The organism is Nocardia aurantiaca, assembly GCF_009708175.1.
Taxonomy (GTDB): Bacteria; Actinomycetota; Actinomycetes; order Mycobacteriales; family Mycobacteriaceae; genus Nocardia; species Nocardia aurantiaca.
On sequence record NZ_WMBB01000009.1, the window covers coordinates 39,273 to 56,155 of the forward strand.

A 16,883-nucleotide genomic window follows, 5' to 3' on the forward strand; every position below is an offset into this window, starting at 1 on the left:
GAGGTTAGAGATGGCGAAAGCCAAGGTGAAGGACCCCGCCGACCCGGGTCCCGACCGCACCCTGCAGCTCATCTACGCGGGTTTCTACGTCTTCGGAACCCTGTGGCTTGCAGTGCAATTGGGCAACCTGCTCAGCTCCCGGCGTCAGCATCTGCCGATCAACCCCATCGCCATCGTGGCCGGCCTGATCAAGGGCGATCTGCGCTGGCCCGCGTCCGCGACCGTGATCATCGTGCTGGTCGTCCTGTGCTCCGTCGGCTGGGTACTGCTGAAGCGCCGGCGCGCGGAGAACGCCAAGAAGGGCCGACTGGCGATCGACGACAAGGCCGACCACATGGGCACCGGTGGCGCCGTCAAGGCGCTCACGCTGGCGGGCGTGCGGGAGAAGGCCGGGCAGATCGGCGTACCGCTGGTGCGGCACGAATTCAGCAGCGACATGATCATTCCCGGCTCCCTCATGCGGCCCGGGGACCCGCTGATCCCGGGCATCCCGATCGGCATGTCGGTGGCCGATGGCGAAATGATGTACGGCTCCTACGAGGACCTGCAGGTCGACATCTGGGGGCCCCGTCAGGGCAAGACCTCCTCCCGCGTCGTCCCGGCCGTGCTCGCCGCCATCGGCCCGGTGATCGTCACCTCCAACAAACGTGACGTCGTGGACGCCACCCGCGATGTGCGCGAATCCAAGGGCAGCCCCGTCTTCGTCTTCGATCCCCAAGGCGTGGCGCCGGATTCGCACGACCTCAGTCAGCAGCAGGAGCCCGAGTGGTACTGGGATCCGCTGGCCTGGGTGAATGTGCACAAGCCCGGCTGTGAGGTGCGGGCTGTGCGCCTTGCCGGTCACTTCTCCGATGCGGAGGGCAGCCCGTCGGCCGGTCAGGGCGCCGACTCCTACTTCGACCCCGAGGCCGAGGATCTGCTGGCGGGCCTGTTCCTGGCGGCGGCCTGCGCGGGCGACAACATCCTGCGCGCCTGGGAATGGGTGAACAATCCCAATGACCACACCCCCATCGAGATTCTGCGCAGCTACGGAATGCACTACATGGCAGGCGGACTCGCGGGACAGTACAACCTCGACGTCAGGACCCGCGACGGCATCTTCGGTGGCGCGAAGGCCATGATCCGCGTCCTGAAGTTCCCGCATGTGACGCCGTGGATCATCCCGGGCGGCAACCGCGTCGCGTTCGACGAACTGGATTTCATCGAGCGCAACGGCACGCTCTACAGCCTCTCGCTCGAGGGTCGCGGCTCGGCGGCGCCGCTGGTCAGTGCCCTGACCGAGGCCGTGATCGATGTCGCGACCAGCAAGGCGTCCCGGTCGCCGGGCGGACGGCTGCCGGTGCCGCTGCTGGCCGCGCTCGACGAGGCGGCGAACGTGGTGCGCTGGAAGGATCTGCCGAAGCAGTACAGCCACTTCGGTTCTCGCGGCATCGTGGTGATGACCGTGCTGCAGTCGTGGGCGCAGGGTGCGCGCTGCTGGGGCCCGGACGGCATGGAAGCCCTCTGGGGCGCGGCCAATATCAAGGTCATCGGCAGCGGCATCGACGACATGAACTTCCTGCAGCAACGTTCCGAGGCCATCGGTGACTACGACAGCATCGCCCAGTCGGTGTCGGAATCGAAGGGCGGCAAGAGCTATTCGCGGTCGCTGAGTTCCTCGCGAACCTTCAATGCCCACGCGCTGGCGACGCTGCCGCGCGGCCGCGCCATCCTGTTCGCCTCGGGCACGCCCGCGGTGCTGTTGCGCACGGTGCCGTGGTGGGAGGGCCCCTACGCCGAGCAGGTCCAGCGCTCCATCAGCGCGCACGACCCGTCGCCGCGAAAGACCGAGATTTCCGACCTGATCAGCTCTCCCGCCGTGATCAAGGAGACACTGCCCGACGTTGCGGCTCCCAAGGAGGTTCGACCGCTGTGAGCGATGAGCAGCACCCCGAGAATTTCCCCTTCGACGAGGCCCGCGGCCGCCGTCCCGACGAGTCGCCGCCGATGGTCTATCAAAGCGTGGTCGAGTTCGTCGAGAACTACCTGAGTTTGGTGTACCGCCGGCAGGTGACCGATATCAGCGACACCGTATGGTGCCCCGAATGGTGGAAGCATGCCGAGGCGGTCGCGCGACTGGACGCCATGTGGCGGGCGTGGGAGCACTACCGCCACGACGGCAAGACCGGACTGAGCATCTGGTTCCTCGATCACGCCGACCCGCACATGGCGAAGCTGTTCGACCCCAAGGGGCCGTTCAAGTACTGCAGTGTGCGCAACGGGCACAAGGACATGCTCACGCCGCTGCCGTTGAAGTCGCCGCAGCAGGGCCTGTTCAGCAATCCTACGATCGGGGAGTTCCCGCTGTGAGAACGGCGCCGGACCCAACCAGGCCGGCGCCGAAATGGATTGTGGCGGATCGGTTTGCGATCCGCCACCGTTCGAAAGTGCTGCTACTCAGACTCGTTCGCGTGAACGTGAGCGTTCCCGCTCCCGCTCATGGGCTTCCTGCTCCCGGACCCGGCGCTGGGCTGCCTCCTGCTCCCGGATTCGTACGGCCTCCTGCGCCGACTGGGCCTGCCCGACCTCCATCAGCAGGCGCACCGATTGCAGTTCCGGCGAGATGCCCATGCGCGAAAGGTGCTGGGCCAGAGCAGTTCGCCGTTCCACCGAGTCGTATCGCACAGAGCCGCGGTTGGCTTGCTGCGCGGCCATCCGAGATGCCTCCGCCTGAGCGGAGAATCGGTCTTTCTCGAGGGATACGCCCCGTTCCAGGGGCGGGCGTTCCAAGATTCGCGAAAGTTCGCGGTTGCGCGGATCGCGTGCCTTGGCATCGGCGGCCTCCCGCAGACGACGCTCGCGAGTCTCCTTCTGCCGGGCCTCGGTAACCCTGACGCGTGCTTCCGCTTCCTTCTGGCCACGTTCCCGGGTGCGCAGCGCGACAAGTGTCGCGAGCTGCAACATTTGCCTCATCATCGCCGCTGTTTCGCGGCCGATGTCGTCGAGTTCCTCGGCCATTGCCTGCTCCCCGATGCTGCAGTTAGATCACTATGGATGATGGTGGTGCTTCGTCGCGGACATCGCCACACACGGACGGTGGTTGCGCATCGCCATGTCCCGCCCGCAAACGTGGACACCGGGAGAACGTGGGGCGTTGGGGCGGCCCGATGGGGTTTACCCGGGGCTTTACTACGCCTTGGTACTCCGTTCTACGAGATTACCAGCGAGAACTCCGAAACCGCCGTGCGCGCGCGTCGCGATCCAGCATATATCGCACAATTCCGGCGGGCGGCGGGAAAGTCAGGATTTTCTTTGGTTAGGGAAGCCTTACTCTGAAGGTTCAACGGGGCCTTCCCGAGACCTTCGTCGGAAAGAATCGGGCCCGGCGCATGAAGCGCCGGGCCCGAAAAACCATGCTGGTCAGTTGATTTGGACCGACTGGATGTTCACGTCCGAGGCCGGCTTGCCGTCCTGACCGCCGCCCTGGACGCCCGCCTTGGCGATCTTGTCGAGGGTGCCGAGCCCGGCGTCGTCGACCGTGCCGAAGATGGTGTACTGCGGCGGCAGCTGGGAATCGCCGTAGACCAGGAAGAACTGGCTGCCATTGGTGCCCGGGCCGGCATTGGCCATGGCCAGCACGCCGCGCTTGTACTCGACCGGGTATTGGGCCGCTTGATCATTCGGGTCGTACTGGTCGGTCGGGTACTCGTTGTCGAACTCGTAACCCGGGCCGCCCATTCCGCTGCCGGTCGGATCGCCGCACTGCAGCACCTGCAGGCCCTTGCCGGTGGTGATGCGGTGGCAGTTGGTGTTGTCGAAGAACTTCTGCTTGGCCAGGCTCTCGAAACTGTTGACCGTGCAGGGGGATTCACCCGGGTTCAGGGTCATGGTGATCGGACCCTGGCTGGTGTCCATGGTGGCCTTGACGTCACCGGCGGTGGAGACACCGGCCGTGCTCGGCGGGTTCACCGGCTTGTCGGCCGGCTTCTGCGACGGACGGTAATCGCAGCTGACCGAGGCCGGCTTGGCCTTGGCGGCCGGCGGAGGAGCGGCGGTCAGCGAGGCGTCCGGAGTCTCGGAGGCCTTGGCGCTGGTGCTGTTGTCATCGCCCTTGGTCAGGAAGTAGATGCCGACACCGGCGGCCACCGCGAGCACGACACCCATGGTCGACGCCGCGATGGTGAGTTGCTTGCGCTTGCGCGCCCGCTGGGCCCGGTTTGCGAGTTGACGCTCCAGCTTCCGTTTCGCCGCAGCGCGTCGCTGTTCATTGCTCGGCACTAACTGTCCCTCCGTGAGCGGTCGGTATCTGATGTCCGTACAGACTGCGGCCGTCAGCCCAGCGGCCGCGGCAGACATTACCTGCATTCGCTGAGAAAAACCTAGATATGGCAGGTGCCCGGGCCCGCGGTCGATAGCCAGTTGGACTTGACCGGCGGCCGTGGTGGAAACTTGACCATCGTGACCAAGACCAGCAGCTTCAGTGCCCCGAGGGGGGTCCCCGACTATCTGCCACCGGGCTCCGCGGAGTTCGTCGCCGTCCGGGACGGCCTCGTGGCCACCGCGCGATTGGCCGGATACGGGCATGTCGAGCTGCCGGTTTTCGAAGAGACCGCCCTGTTCGCTCGGGGTGTGGGCGAATCCACCGACGTCGTCTCCAAGGAGATGTGGACCTTCGCCGACCGCAATGGCGAGAGCTTCACCCTTCGCCCAGAAGGCACGGCCGGTGTCATGCGAGCGGTCATCCAGCACGGCCTCGACCGCGGCCAGCTGCCGGTCAAACTCTGCTACGCCGGTCCGTTCTTCCGGTACGAGCGCCCGCAGAAGGGCCGCTACCGGCAGCTGCAGCAGGTCGGCGTGGAGGCCATCGGCATCGATGACCCGGCGCTGGACGCCGAGGTGATCGCCCTCGCCGACGCCGGCTTCCGTGGGCTCGGACTCGACGGTTTCCGGCTGGAGATCACCTCGCTGGGTGACGAGACCTGCCGACCGCAGTATCGAGAACTGTTGCAGGACTTCCTGTTCGAGCTACCGCTCGACGAGGAGACCCGCCGCCGGGCCCAGATCAACCCGCTGCGCGTGCTCGACGACAAGCGTCCCGAGATCAAGGAGATGACCGCGGGCGCGCCGCTCATGATCGACCACCTGTCCGAGTCCGCCAAGGCGCACTTCGAGCAGGTGCTCGGCCACCTGGAAGCGCTGGGCATACCGTACGTGGTCAATCCGCGCATGGTGCGCGGGCTCGACTACTACACCAAGACCACCTTCGAGTTCGTGCACGACGGGCTGGGCGCGCAGTCCGGGATCGGCGGCGGCGGCCGTTACGACGGGCTCATGGCCGAACTGGGCGGGCAACCGCTGTCGGGTATCGGCTTCGGCATCGGCGTGGACCGCACGGTCCTGGCGCTCGATGCCGAGGGCAAGTCGGCCGTCGACGGTCCGCGCATTCAGGTCTTCGGTGTGCCGCTCGGCGACGTGGCCAAGCAGCGCCTGGTCGTGATCGCCGCCGAGCTGCGCAAGGCCGGCATCCGCACCGACCTGGCCTACGGCGGCCGCGGCATGAAGGGCGCGATGAAGGCGGCCGACAAGTCCGGTGCGCGCCTGGCCCTGGTGCTCGGCGACCGCGAGGTCGCCGGGGGCGAGATCGGCCTGAAGGATCTGAGTACCGGCGAACAGCGCCAGATTCCGCTGGACGAGGCCGTCGCTCAGGTTGTGGAAACCCTCGCGGGCGGACAGAACTGACGCGCTGCCCGGACCGGACAGCGCGGCTGTCCGGACCGGCCCGGCACACCCCGGGAAATCAGGCTCGAAGTGGGGAAAATCGGAGTATGCAGGTAGGTGCCTGCTGGTACCGTGCGGGGCGTCGCGCGGGGGCGGTGCGTGCCGCCGGTACGCACGACCCATCGAGACATGGACGAATGCGCTGCTGTGACTGATGAAACGAAACCGGGGTCCACCGGCGACGTCGGCCTCGACCTGATCGCCCCCGAACTGCTGGCCCCCGCCCTGCGCAGGCTCACGCTGGCCGCGCTCGGCATCGGCATCGGGGTGGGGGTGCTGATGGCGCTGTTCGTGCACTGGCCGATCGCCCTGGCCACCGGCCTCGTGCTCGGCGCGCCCACCACGCTCTACGCCCTGGCCGTACAGCGGCGACGAATCACCGTGTCCGGCACCGTCGTTCGCGCGCGCACCTGGCGCGGCGAACGCCGCCTCGACCTCGCCGCCGCCACCGCCGCCGAGATCCTGGTCTACCCGGGCAGGATCAGCCGCATCGTCCTGCGCGCCACCGCCGGCGCCGATACCCAGGTGGTGCCCCTGGCCATCTACAGCGATTCCGGCGGCGGCCGCGAACTCCACATCCTCGGTCTGCGCAAACTCGCCGACGCGCTGGCCGGTTGCCCCCTCGCCGCCGCCCTGGCCATCTCCGATCTGCTCGTCCAGCAACTGCGCGCCGAGGCCCGCGATGCGGTAGCCGAGCAACGGCCTCTCTACCGAGCCGTCCGGATGGTCCGCGATCGCGACCAGGTCGCCCCGGTCGTCCTCGCCGACTCCGACATCGCCGACCTGGCGCACTGATCGATCAATTGGCCGACACCCGAGGCGGATTCGCCACCGGCCACGGTGTCTGATTGCTCACGTGCTGCTCACGACACGGACGGGCGGTGTGAGGCTGGCTAGGGTGAAAACGGACCTAGCCGCCATCGCGAGGAGATCGTCGTGAGCAATGCCGCGCCAGTGACCGTCACCGTGACCGGAGCCGCCGGGCAGATCGCCTACGGGTTGCTCTTCCGAATCGCGTCGGGAGCACTGCTCGGGTCCGACACGCCGGTGCGGTTGCGGCTGCTGGAGACTCCGGCCGCCGTCGGGTCGCTCGAAGGCGTGGCCATGGAGCTCGAGGACGGGGCCTTCCCGCTGCTGGCCGGCATCGACATCTCCGATGACCCGTGGATCGGCTTCGACGGGGCCAACATCGCCATCCTGGTGGGGGCGCGACCGCGGACCGCGGGAATGGAGCGGTCGGATCTGCTGGCCGCCAACGGGCCCATCTTCACCGATCAGGGCGCGGCTATCAATGCCAACGCGGCCGAAGACATCCGGGTGCTGGTGGTCGGTAATCCGGCCAATACCAATGCCTTCATCGCCATGAGCAATGCGCCCGACGTGCCCGCCGGGCGGTTCACCGCCCTCACCCGGCTCGACCACAATCGCGCGATCGCGCAGGTGGCCGAGAAGACCGGCGCGGCGGCCGCCGATATCGCGCGGATCATCGTGTGGGGCAACCACTCCGCGACACAGTACCCGGATCTCACCCATGCGACGGTCCGCGGGCGCTCCGCGCTCGAGGTGATCGACGACAGCGCCTGGGTGACCGACCATTTCATTCCGACCGTGCAGCAGCGCGGCACCGCCATCATCAAGGCGCGAGGCGCGTCGTCCGCCGCGAGCGCGGCCAGCGCCGCCATCGATCACATCCACGACTGGGTGCTGGGCACCGCGCCCGGCGACTGGACGTCGATGGCGGTGCCCTCGGACGGGTCCTACGGCGTGCCCGAGGGCCTCATCAGCTCGTTCCCGGTGACCTGCAGCCGCGGTGAGTACGCCGTCGTCCCGGACCTGGAGATCGGCGAATTCGCCCGCACTCGAATCGATCACAGCGTCGCCGAGCTCGTGGGCGAGCGCGATGCCGTGATCGATCTGGGGTACGCCAAGCGGTCCTGATCAGCTCAGCTTGTCGATCACGTTCTCGCCGTACCACTTGATCTTGACGATCTTCTCCTCCAGTGACTCCGTATCGTGCTCCATGGCGTAGGAGTTGCGGAAGCCGACGATCAGATCGGTGATGCCCTTCTCCTCGAGCCGCTTCACCCCATCCGGGGTGTAGCCGTCCCGCGAGACAGCGTGGATCTCGAACTCGCCCGGATTGTCACGCTCACTGCGCAATTCATCGATGCGTGCGAGGTACTTGTCAAGGTCCTCGCCCTTACCGCCGGCGTGCATCCAGCCGTCGCACAGCCGCACCGCGCGGCGCAGCGCGGCATCGCTGTGGCCGCCGACCAGGATCGGCAGCGGCTCGGTCGGGGCGGGGGTGAGCTTGATCTTCGGGATGTCGTAGAACTCGCCGTGGTACTCGAAGTACTCGCCGCTGGACAGGCCGCGCACGATCTCGATGCACTCGTCCAGGCGCTTGCCGCGGCGCTCGAACGGGACACCCATCATCTGGAAGTCCTCCGGCCACGGGCTGATGCCCACACCCAGGGCGAAGCGGTTGTTGCTCAGGCGGGCCAGGGAACTGGCCTGCTTGGCCACCAGCACCGGCGGGCGGATGGGCAGTTTGAGCACGAACGGGGTCATCCGCAATGTGGTGGTGGCCGCGGCGATGGCGGCCGACAACACGAAGGTCTCGATGAACGGCTTGCCGTCCAGGAACTCGCGATTGCCGTCGGCGGTGTACGGGTACTTGGAGTCCGACTCGGCGGGGTAGGCGATGCTGTCGGCCACGGTGATGCTGTGGAACCCGGCGGCCTCCGCGGCCTGCGCGAGGGGGATGTAGTAATCCGGGTTGGTCATCGCCTCCGCGTAGGTGAAGCGCATCGATCATCCTCTCGACAGTGAGCAGTGCGACAACTAGAACACATTCTAGTTCTGAAGCTGATGCTAGCGGGGCGCTCGCGGGAACGGCAGCCGAACGAGCGATCCGCGCCCACCCCGCACCGATCGCACAGCGGGTGCTCACCTGTCGTATCGCAGCGCTGGTCCGCCCGGTTGTAGCCGTCCCGGTGGCTGAGATGTCAATCCCGATGGTCTTGTCCAGTTCACTGGATCTTGTTCTAATCGCGTTATGACGATCGCCATCACAGGCGCCGGCTCGGGCATCGGCGCGGCCACCGCCGCCGCCCTTCGTGCCGCCGGGCACCACATCATCGGCATCGACCTGCGCAACGCCGACATCACCGTCGACCTCGCCGATCCCGCGGCGCGTGCGGCCGCGGTCGAGGAGATCCTGGAGCGGTCCGGGGGAGTGCTGGACGGTGTGGTGCTGTGCGCGGGCGTCGGCCCCCAGGTGCCCGACCCGAACCTGGTGGTGGAGATCAACTACCGGGCCACCGTGGCCTTGCTCGACGCCCTGCTGCCCGCCCTGCGCAAGGGCGAAAACCCTGCGGCCGTGGTGGTTTCGTCGGTGGCCTCCACCCAGATCAAGTGGGAGGACAACCCGATCGCCAAGGGCAACGAGGCCGAGGCCTTCGCCCGGGCCGGCGATTTCGCGGGGCACTACGCCTACGCGTCCTCCAAGAACGCCGTCACCGTGGCCGTGCGCGAGCGCGCCGTCGAGTGGGGCGCCGCAGGCGTGCGCCTCAACACCGTCGCCCCCGGCAGCGTCGAAACCCCGCTGCTGCAGGCCGGTTTGGACGACCCCCGCTACGGTGAGGCCATCCGCAACTTCGTGGCGCCCATTGGCCGCAATGGCAAGCCTGAGGAGATCGCCTCCCTCATCGCCTATCTGGTCAGCCCTCAGGCCGGATTCATTCATGGCGCCCAGTTCGTCATCGACGGTGGCATCGACGCGCAGACGCGACCGACCGTGGTGTAACCCACCGCGGCGCGCGACCGCGCCCTGAACGGTGGCCGAGCCCGCGGGGTGTACAGCCGCATTTCGGCCTCCACCGATGCCGCGGTGACCGGGGTACCCGACCCGATCACCGCGGCATTGCGCTGTCCGCAGACAGTGCCTCCTACCGCTCGGCCTCCTCGGTCCGACCGATGACGCCCGGGGCGAACATGCCCAGATTGCCCGTGAGTTCGCTTTCCGCCGACGTACTTTGGTGCGGCTGGACGGTGCGGCCCTGCCGGGCCGCACGGCCCTGGCCCGCGCCTGCCGTGGCGGGGGAGCCCATGAAGCTGGAACCCGCGGGACCACTCATACCGGACACGTTCGCCATGCCCGCGCCGAACGGATCGGCGGGGTTGACAACCGTCCCGCCCGGAATCGAGGAGCCGGGTCCACCGGGTGCGGAGGGCCGACCGCTGCCGAGACCACCGGCACCGCCTCCGATGCCTCCTCCGCCCCCGCCGACGCCCGCGTTGGCGGTGTCCGGCAGACCGCCGACGTTCGGATCGGCCTTCCCGGGTTGGGGCCGCATCGCAGTGGCTGTCTGGAGACCACTGTCGAGCAGGCTCTTGGCCTGTTCGAGGATCGACTCTCCGACATTCTGGGCGAGGAACTGCGCGACCTCGGCCGGATCCGGGCCGCCGCCCTGACCGAGCAGTTGGCCGATGATGCCCTGCACCCGCGCGGTGTAGACCGACAGCTCGCCGTGCGTGGCATTGACGACCGTGACGGCCTCGCCGAGGTGGCGGGTGGCCGAGGCGATCAAGGTGGTCTGTCCGATCGGGGTGAGGATCACCGGGGCCAGCGCTGTCGCCTCGGCGGCGAAGGCCTGTGCGATAGCGGTGAGCTGGATATTGCCCCGCCGCACGACGGCTGCGGCCCGAGTGGTGATGGCCGACAGGTCGAAGCCGCGCTGGGTGGTGTCCTGGCCGTGGTTCTCGGCTTGCCTGCCCGATTCCCGCGCGCTCTGGGAAGCCTTGCCCCGCCACAGGAATTCGACCGTCTTCAGCGCGCCGCCGCCCACCTGGACAGCGGACTCGATGAACTCCGAACCCGTGGAAAGCAGGATGGCCGGATTCAGCTGACCCAGCGCGCCGGTGCCGAAGCTCTGCAGCAGCTCCAGGAACGGTTCGAACAGCGCGTCCAGCCCGGGAATCGCGGGCAGTGCCAGACCACGCATGAGATCGCCGACAGGATCGGCGGGCAGGGGCGGCAGCGCGGATGCGGGATTCGCGGCTGTCCGGGCGAACGCGGCCTGGGCGGCGTTCAATGCGTCGGGTACTCCGTTCAGCGCCGCTTGCGCGTCACCGAGGACGGTCCGGGCGGTATCGAGCGCCTCCTGGGCGGCCGAGAGCGCGCCGTCGAACGCGGGTGCGACGGCGCTCCCGAGCGTTCCGGCCACGGTCTCATCGGTCGGTGCCCCGCCGGTGAGGCCACCGGGCGTGCGCCCGGTGAACGGCGGCCCGCCCTGCTCGAACTCCTTGCGCGCCAGCGCGAATGCGGGCGGCTGGAATGACGGCACCTCGGCGGGCAGGGTGCCCAGCGGGAGATCGGGGATCGGGCCGGACGAGCGGACGGTCACGCTGTCGACTCCCCTCGCGGTAGTGCCGGGACCGGCCGGGTGGATGGCGCCGATGACGCCGGAGTCCACCGGCGTCATGCCCGCTCGCCGATCTGGCCGGCGATCGCGCCGAGACCTGCGGCGAATTCGGTGTCCGTGGCGTCGTAGGCGGCGGCCGAGCCGGAGGCGGCCCGGCCGATCGTGCCGAAGCGGGCCGAGAGGGCGTTGATGTCGCGATCGTGCAGAAGTTCCGCGACCGCGAAACTGGCCAGGAAATCCGCGCCGATGAGCCCGAAGACCGGAGTCATGGCCGCGACATGGGATACCGTGTCGAGTCCACCCTGGGTGGCGATGTCGGCGGCGACGCCGTCCTGCCTCGCGGCGAAGGTGCGGACCGCGCCGATGTCGACCGAGAATTCGGCCATTGTGAGCCCCCCTGTCGTCATGGCCATGCGGATGCCGAATATATCCGATCGAGGGTCCGGCCCGGCGTGGCGTGCGCGCCCACACCGTTGTTGCAAATTAGAACAAGTTCTATATTCTCATCACCATGAAGGTCGCAGTCACCGGCGCTGCCGGGTTCCTTGGCACCAATTTGCTTCGCCTGCTTACGGATCGCGGTCATGAGGTCACCGCCATCGACCGGGTCGCGGGTGCGAGCCAGGCCGGTGTCACCTGGATCAATGGTGACGTGCTGGACCCGGTGTCCATGCGTTCGGCGCTGGACGGGGCCGAGGTGGTCTACCACCTGGTCGCGCTCATCACCCTGGCCCACAAGAACGACCTCGCCTGGCGGGTCAACACCGAGGGTGTGCGCGTGGTCGCCGACGCCGCGCGCGAGGTCGGCGTGCGGCGCATGGTGCACACCAGCTCCATTCACGCGTTCAACCAGTACTCCTGTGGCGGCCGCATCAACGAGCGTTCGCCGCGATCCAGCGACCCGGACCTGCCGGTGTACGACCGCTCGAAGTGGCAGGGCGAGATCGAGCTGCGCAAGGTCATCGACAAGGGCCTGGACGCGGTTGTCTGCAACCCGACCGGTGTGTACGGCCCGATCGACAACACCGCCTCGCGCATCAACCAGACCCTGTGGGACGCCGCGCGCGGCCGGGTGCCGGTCATGATCAGCGGCGGCTTCGACCTGGTCGACGTACGCGACGTCGCCAAGGGGCTGATTCTCGCCGGCGAGCGCGGCCGCACCGGTGAGAACTACCTGCTCGGCGGTCACTTCACCGATATGTTCCAGGCCACCCGCACCGCGGCGGAGGTCAATGGAAAAATGAAGCCCGCCTTCGCGATTCCGGCCAAGGTCATCAACGCGTGCATGCCGGTCATGGAGCCCGTCGCCCGCGCGCTGGGCAGCGATCGCATCTCCAGGGCGGCCATGGGCGCGCTGCTGTCCGCGCCGATCGTCGAGCGCACCAAGGCCGCCGAGGAACTGGGCTACCTCCCGCGTCCGGCCGAGCAGACCATTCGTGATCTGGTCGCCTTCTACAACGGGCATCCGATCGAGGCCGACACGCAGAAGATTGCTTGACAGTCGTTAGAACGCATGTTCGACTGGGGTGGTGCGTTGGCAAAGGCAAACCCTCGGCGCCGATGACGGCGCGCTGCCCGGGCTCGAACGTGCGGGTTTCGTACGCAGCGTACAGACGCCCGAGTTCGAGGGCATCACGTTTCACGAGGTGCTCTGCAAGAGTGCCCTGAACCGGGTGCCGGACAGCGGCGCCCTGCCGTTCAACTGGACCATCAATCCCATGCGCGGGTGCTCGCACGCGTGCCGCTACTGCTTCGCCCGCGGCACGCACGAGTACCTCGACCTGGACGCGGGGGCCGATTTCGACTCCCAGATCGTGGTCAAGACCAATGTGGTTCCCGTGTTGCGGCGCGAGCTGCACAGGCGCTCCTGGCGCCGGGAATCGGTGGCGCTGGGCACGAATACCGATCCCTATCAGCGTGCCGAGGGTCGCTACCGGCTCATGCCGGGCATCATCTCCGCCCTCGCGGAGTCCGGCACCGGGTTCTCCATTCTCACCAAGGGCACGCTGCTGCGGCGGGATCTCCCGCTGCTCGTCCAGGCCGCCGGGCAGGTGCCGGTGCATCTGGCCGTGTCCATCGCCATTCTGGACCTCGACCTGCACAGGGGGCTCGAACCGGGCACCCCGTCGCCGCGGGCGAGGCTCGAGCTGGTGCGCGCTCTGGCCGAGGCCGGATTCGCGGTGAATGTCATGGTGGCGCCGATCATTCCGTACCTCACCGACTCCAACACGCATCTGGACGAGCTCTTCGCCGCCATCGCCGAGGCGGGGGCCGCCGGGGTCACGGCCTTCCCGATGCATCTGCGCGGGTCCACCCGCGGCTGGTTCCTCAACTGGCTGGCCGAGGCTCACCCGGCGCTGATGCGGCGCTACCGGCAACTGTATGGTCGGGGTACTTCGGTGACACCGGAGTATTCTGCGTGGCTACGCGGCCGCATCGAGCCGTTGCTGGAGAAACACCGTTTGAACCGCGATCGGCCGGCCGAGCCCAAGGTCCGCGCCGCCGAATCGCACACGCCCGATCCGCAGCTGGCGTTGTTCGCCTGACGGCGATTCTTTCATCGAAACCATTGCGCTTCGCGGGTGTGTCGCGAATATTGCGGAGTAGTTTGGCGTTGATACCTCACACCTGACGAGGAAGTGATGCACGCGCATGGTTTCGCAGCATGACGACTCTGTGGCAGCCGGAAACGGCGGCGCCACAGAGAAATTGGCGGTCGAGAAACTGGAAAGGGTCGTCATCCGCTTCGCGGGCGACTCCGGTGATGGTATGCAGCTCACCGGTGACCGTTTCACCCATGAGGCCGCCGCCTTCGGCAACGACCTTGCCACCCAGCCGAATTTCCCCGCGGAAATCCGCGCGCCGCAGGGCACGTTGCCCGGCGTGTCGTCGTTTCAGATCCAGATCGCCGACTACGATATTCTGACCGCCGGTGACCAGCCGGACGTCCTTGTCGCTATGAATCCCGCTGCGCTGAAGGCGAATCTGGAGGATTTGGCCCGCGGCGCGACGGTCATCGTCAACACTGATGAATTCACCAAACGTAATCTCGCCAAGGTCGGCTATGCCGGTGATCCGCTCACCGATGACACGCTGACCGATTTCGTGGTGCACAGGGTGCCCATGACCTCCCTGACTCTCGGGGCAACCGAACCGACCGGTGTGGGAAAAAAGGATGGGCAGCGCGCCAAGAATATGTTCGCGCTGGGCTTGCTGTCCTGGATGTACGGGCGGCCCATCGGCGGCACCGAACAGTTCATGCGGGAGAAATTCGCGGCCACGCCCGACATCGCCGAAGCAAACATCCTCGCATTCCGGGCAGGCTGGAATTATGGCGAAACCACCGAGGCCTTCGCCACCACCTATGAGGTAGCCCCCGCGACACTGCCGCGCGGCACCTATCGGCAGATCACCGGGAACACCGCGCTCGCCTACGGCATCGTCACCGCCGGGCAGCTGTCCGGGCTGCCGGTCTTCCTGGGCACCTACCCGATCACCCCGGCGTCGGACATCCTGCACGAACTGAGCAAACATAAGAACTTCGGCGTCACCACCTTCCAGGCCGAGGACGAGATCGCCGGAATCGGTGCGGCGCTGGGCGCTGCCCTGGGCGGGGCGCTCGGGGTGACCAGTACGTCAGGACCCGGCCTGGCGCTCAAGAGCGAGACCATCGGCCTGGCCGTCATGACCGAGCTGCCGCTGGTCATCGTCGATGTGCAGCGCGGCGGCCCCTCCACGGGCCTGCCCACCAAGACCGAGCAGGCGGACCTGTTGCAGGCGCTCTACGGCCGCAATGGCGAATCGCCGGTGGCGATCGTCGCACCGCGATCGCCCGCGGACTGCTTCGACGCCGCCGTCGAGGCCGCCCGCATCGCCGTGACCTACCGCACGCCGGTGCTGCTGCTGTCCGACGGCGCCATCGCCAATGGCTCCGAGCCGTGGGCGATTCCGCAGGTCTCGCAGCTGGCCCCGATCGATCCGGGATTCGAACCCGCTGGCGCGGACGGGGATTCGTTCCAGCCGTACGCCCGCGATCCGGAGACCCTGGCCCGTCCGCTGGCCGTGCCCGGCACGGTCGGCCGCGCCCACCGCATTGGCGGGCTGGAGAAGGCCGACGGCAGCGGCAATATCTCCTACGACCCGGCCAATCACGAGCTCATGGTGCGGATCCGGCAGGCCAAGATCGACGGCATCGCGGTGCCGGAGCTCGAGGTGGGCGATCCGGGCGACCGCGCCGAGCTGTTGCTCATCGGCTGGGGCAGCTCCTACGGGCCGATCGGGGAGGCGTGCCGTCGGGCGCGGCGGCGCGGGGTGCCGGTGGCGCAGGCGCATCTGCGGCACCTGAATCCCTTCCCTCCCAACCTCGGTGACGTGCTGCGCCGGTACCGCACCGTGGTCTGCCCGGAGATGAACGGCGGCCAGCTGGCCATGCTGCTGCGCGCCCGCTACCTGGTCGACGTGCAGCCGTGGACCAAGATCGCCGGCACCGCCTTCCAAGCACAGGAACTGGTCGGCGTCATCGACGCGGCCCTGGACGGCTCCATCGCGGAGATGGAGCAGGCCAAGGCTTTCGCCGCTCGTGCGCGGGCGACCTACCGCACCCCAGGGGGCAACTGATGACCATTCTCGAAAACCCGCTCGTGGGTACCGATCTCGGGCTCACCGGACTGTCCGGCGTGCCGCGGGCCCACCGGCCGCAGAAGGTGAAGGACTACACCTCCGACCAGGAGGTGCGCTGGTGTCCCGGGTGTGGCGACTATGTCATTCTCGCCACCGTGCGCGGCTTCTTGGCCGACCTGGGGCTCGAGCGTGAGAACCTCATGTTCGTCTCCGGCATCGGCTGCTCGAGCCGGTTCCCGTACTACCTGGAGGCGTACGGGATCCACTCCATCCACGGCCGTGCCCCGGCGATCGCCACCGGCTTGGCGGTGACCCGGCCGGACCTGTCGGTCTGGGTGGTGACCGGTGACGGTGACGCCCTGTCCATCGGCGGCAATCACCTCATCCACGCGCTGCGCCGCAATGTGAACATGACGATCCTGTTGTTCAACAACCGGATCTACGGCCTCACCAAGGGCCAGTACTCGCCGACCTCGGAAATCGGCAAGGTCACCAAGTCCACCCCGATGGGTTCGGTCGACCATCCGTTCAACACCCTGTCGGTGGCGCTGGGCGCCGAGGCCACCTTCGCCGCCCGAGCCCTGGATTCCGACCGGGCAGGGCTCACCGAGGTGCTGCGTGCCGCAGCCGAGCACCGCGGCACCTCGTTCGTCGAGATCCTGCAGGATTGCCCGATCTTCAACGACGGCTCCTTCGACGCCCTGCGCCGTGAGAATGCCGAATCCCATCTGATCCGGCTCCAGCACGACCAGCCCATCCGCTTCGGCGCCGATGGCGAATTCGCCGTGGTCCGTGACGGTTTCGGCCTGCGGGTGGCGCGCGCCGACAGTGTCGCCGAGGCCGACATCATCGTTCACGACGCCTACACCGACCACCCCGAGTACGCCTACGCCCTGTCGCGGCTGTCCGATCAGGACCTCACCCACGTCGTGACCGGTATCTTCCGCAGCGTCTCCCGCCCCACCTACGACGACGGCGTCCGCGCCCAGCAGAGCATCGCCGCCGAACGCAGACCGGTGAGCGAGAACTCGCTGCAGGAGCTGCTCACCGGACGCGAAACCTGGACGGTCGGCTGAGTTT

At 67.7% G+C, this 16,883-nt stretch carries 15 protein-coding genes; 10 read left to right on the top strand and 5 right to left on the bottom strand.

Annotated elements, in window-relative coordinates:
* The first annotated feature begins 10 nt into the window (after positions 1-10).
* Together GLP40_RS19680 and GLP40_RS19685 are read left to right on the top strand one after the other, a co-directional pair.
* Complete coding sequence (locus tag GLP40_RS19680) at positions 11-1,915, top strand: type IV secretory system conjugative DNA transfer family protein (RefSeq protein WP_154789447.1); 1,905 nt, start codon at positions 11-13, stop codon at positions 1,913-1,915.
* Positions 1,912-2,349: a DUF4913 domain-containing protein gene (locus GLP40_RS19685; RefSeq protein WP_328290402.1), complete on the top strand. Its 438-nt coding sequence runs from the start codon at positions 1,912-1,914 to the stop codon at positions 2,347-2,349. The genes GLP40_RS19680 and GLP40_RS19685 overlap by 4 nt, the downstream gene beginning before the upstream one ends.
* A gap of 87 nt (positions 2,350-2,436) precedes the next feature.
* On the opposite strand, the gene GLP40_RS19690 is transcribed toward GLP40_RS19685, so the two are convergent.
* Both GLP40_RS19690 and GLP40_RS19695 read right to left on the bottom strand, forming a co-directional pair.
* Positions 2,437-2,997, bottom strand: a complete 561-nt coding sequence (locus GLP40_RS19690) for a hypothetical protein (RefSeq protein ID WP_154789448.1) — start codon at positions 2,995-2,997, stop codon at positions 2,437-2,439.
* 402 nt (positions 2,998-3,399) lie between these two features.
* Positions 3,400-4,257 (bottom strand): peptidylprolyl isomerase, encoded by an 858-nt coding sequence (locus tag GLP40_RS19695; protein ID WP_328290403.1) that lies wholly within the window; start codon positions 4,255-4,257, stop codon positions 3,400-3,402.
* Between the two features lie 180 nt (positions 4,258-4,437).
* Here GLP40_RS19695 and hisS point away from each other — a divergent pair, with 180 nt between their 5' ends.
* From hisS to GLP40_RS19710, 3 genes are all read left to right on the top strand, one after another.
* Entirely contained in the window at positions 4,438-5,718 is a 1,281-nt protein-coding gene (gene hisS, locus GLP40_RS19700; protein ID WP_328290478.1) for a histidine--tRNA ligase, read from the top strand.
* 186 nt (positions 5,719-5,904) lie between these two features.
* On the top strand, positions 5,905-6,552 hold the full coding sequence (locus tag GLP40_RS19705; protein ID WP_328290404.1) for a hypothetical protein: 648 nt from the start codon (positions 5,905-5,907) through the stop codon (positions 6,550-6,552).
* A 141-nt stretch (positions 6,553-6,693) separates the two neighbouring features.
* Positions 6,694-7,695, top strand: coding sequence for a malate dehydrogenase (locus GLP40_RS19710; RefSeq protein ID WP_328290405.1), 1,002 nt, complete (start codon positions 6,694-6,696; stop codon positions 7,693-7,695).
* Here GLP40_RS19710 and GLP40_RS19715 read toward each other — a convergent pair whose 3' ends face one another.
* On the bottom strand, positions 7,696-8,568 hold the full coding sequence (locus GLP40_RS19715) for a TIGR03619 family F420-dependent LLM class oxidoreductase (RefSeq protein WP_154789450.1): 873 nt from the start codon (positions 8,566-8,568) through the stop codon (positions 7,696-7,698).
* Positions 8,569-8,815: 247 nt separating this feature from the next.
* Here GLP40_RS19715 and GLP40_RS19720 point away from each other — a divergent pair, with 247 nt between their 5' ends.
* Positions 8,816-9,565 carry an SDR family oxidoreductase gene (locus tag GLP40_RS19720; RefSeq protein ID WP_154789451.1) on the top strand — a complete coding sequence of 250 codons (750 nt, stop codon included), beginning with the start codon at positions 8,816-8,818 and terminating at the stop codon, positions 9,563-9,565.
* A 142-nt stretch (positions 9,566-9,707) separates the two neighbouring features.
* Here the strand turns inward: GLP40_RS19720 and GLP40_RS19725 are convergent, their stop codons facing one another.
* Both GLP40_RS19725 and GLP40_RS19730 read right to left on the bottom strand, forming a co-directional pair.
* Positions 9,708-11,243, bottom strand: coding sequence for a hypothetical protein (locus GLP40_RS19725; protein WP_154789452.1), 1,536 nt, complete (start codon positions 11,241-11,243; stop codon positions 9,708-9,710).
* Positions 11,240-11,569 (bottom strand): type VII secretion target, encoded by a 330-nt coding sequence (locus tag GLP40_RS19730; protein ID WP_154789453.1) that lies wholly within the window; start codon positions 11,567-11,569, stop codon positions 11,240-11,242. Before GLP40_RS19730 ends, GLP40_RS19725 begins: the two co-directional genes overlap by 4 nt.
* Before the next feature lie 125 nt (positions 11,570-11,694).
* Between GLP40_RS19730 and GLP40_RS19735 the strand changes: the two genes are divergently transcribed.
* The 4 genes from GLP40_RS19735 to GLP40_RS19750 all read left to right on the top strand — a co-directional run bounded on the left by GLP40_RS19735 (position 11,695) and on the right by GLP40_RS19750 (position 16,879).
* Complete coding sequence (locus GLP40_RS19735; RefSeq protein WP_154789454.1) at positions 11,695-12,681, top strand: NAD-dependent epimerase/dehydratase family protein; 987 nt, start codon at positions 11,695-11,697, stop codon at positions 12,679-12,681.
* A gap of 31 nt (positions 12,682-12,712) precedes the next feature.
* A complete protein-coding gene (locus tag GLP40_RS19740) occupies positions 12,713-13,729 on the top strand; it encodes an Rv2578c family radical SAM protein (protein WP_328290406.1) in 1,017 nt (338 codons plus the stop codon).
* 106 nt (positions 13,730-13,835) lie between these two features.
* A complete protein-coding gene (locus GLP40_RS19745; RefSeq protein WP_230329741.1) occupies positions 13,836-15,800 on the top strand; it encodes a 2-oxoacid:acceptor oxidoreductase subunit alpha in 1,965 nt (654 codons plus the stop codon).
* Complete coding sequence (locus GLP40_RS19750) at positions 15,800-16,879, top strand: 2-oxoacid:ferredoxin oxidoreductase subunit beta (RefSeq protein ID WP_154789455.1); 1,080 nt, start codon at positions 15,800-15,802, stop codon at positions 16,877-16,879. The genes GLP40_RS19745 and GLP40_RS19750 overlap by 1 nt, the downstream gene beginning before the upstream one ends.
* The last annotated feature ends 4 nt before the right edge of the window (positions 16,880-16,883 follow it).

Coding starts and splice junctions, on each gene's coding strand:
- GLP40_RS19715 (WP_154789450.1), bottom strand. CDS start 8,568: ATGCGCTTCACCTACGCGGAGGCGATGACCAACCCGGATTACTACATC.
- GLP40_RS19745 (WP_230329741.1), top strand. CDS start 13,836: ATGGTTTCGCAGCATGACGACTCTGTGGCAGCCGGAAACGGCGGCGCC.
- GLP40_RS19750 (WP_154789455.1), top strand. CDS start 15,800: ATGACCATTCTCGAAAACCCGCTCGTGGGTACCGATCTCGGGCTCACC.
- GLP40_RS19680 (WP_154789447.1), top strand. CDS start 11: ATGGCGAAAGCCAAGGTGAAGGACCCCGCCGACCCGGGTCCCGACCGC.
- GLP40_RS19735 (WP_154789454.1), top strand. CDS start 11,695: ATGAAGGTCGCAGTCACCGGCGCTGCCGGGTTCCTTGGCACCAATTTG.
- GLP40_RS19690 (WP_154789448.1), bottom strand. CDS start 2,997: ATGGCCGAGGAACTCGACGACATCGGCCGCGAAACAGCGGCGATGATG.
- GLP40_RS19730 (WP_154789453.1), bottom strand. CDS start 11,569: ATGGCCGAATTCTCGGTCGACATCGGCGCGGTCCGCACCTTCGCCGCG.
- GLP40_RS19720 (WP_154789451.1), top strand. CDS start 8,816: ATGACGATCGCCATCACAGGCGCCGGCTCGGGCATCGGCGCGGCCACC.
- GLP40_RS19725 (WP_154789452.1), bottom strand. CDS start 11,243: ATGACGCCGGTGGACTCCGGCGTCATCGGCGCCATCCACCCGGCCGGT.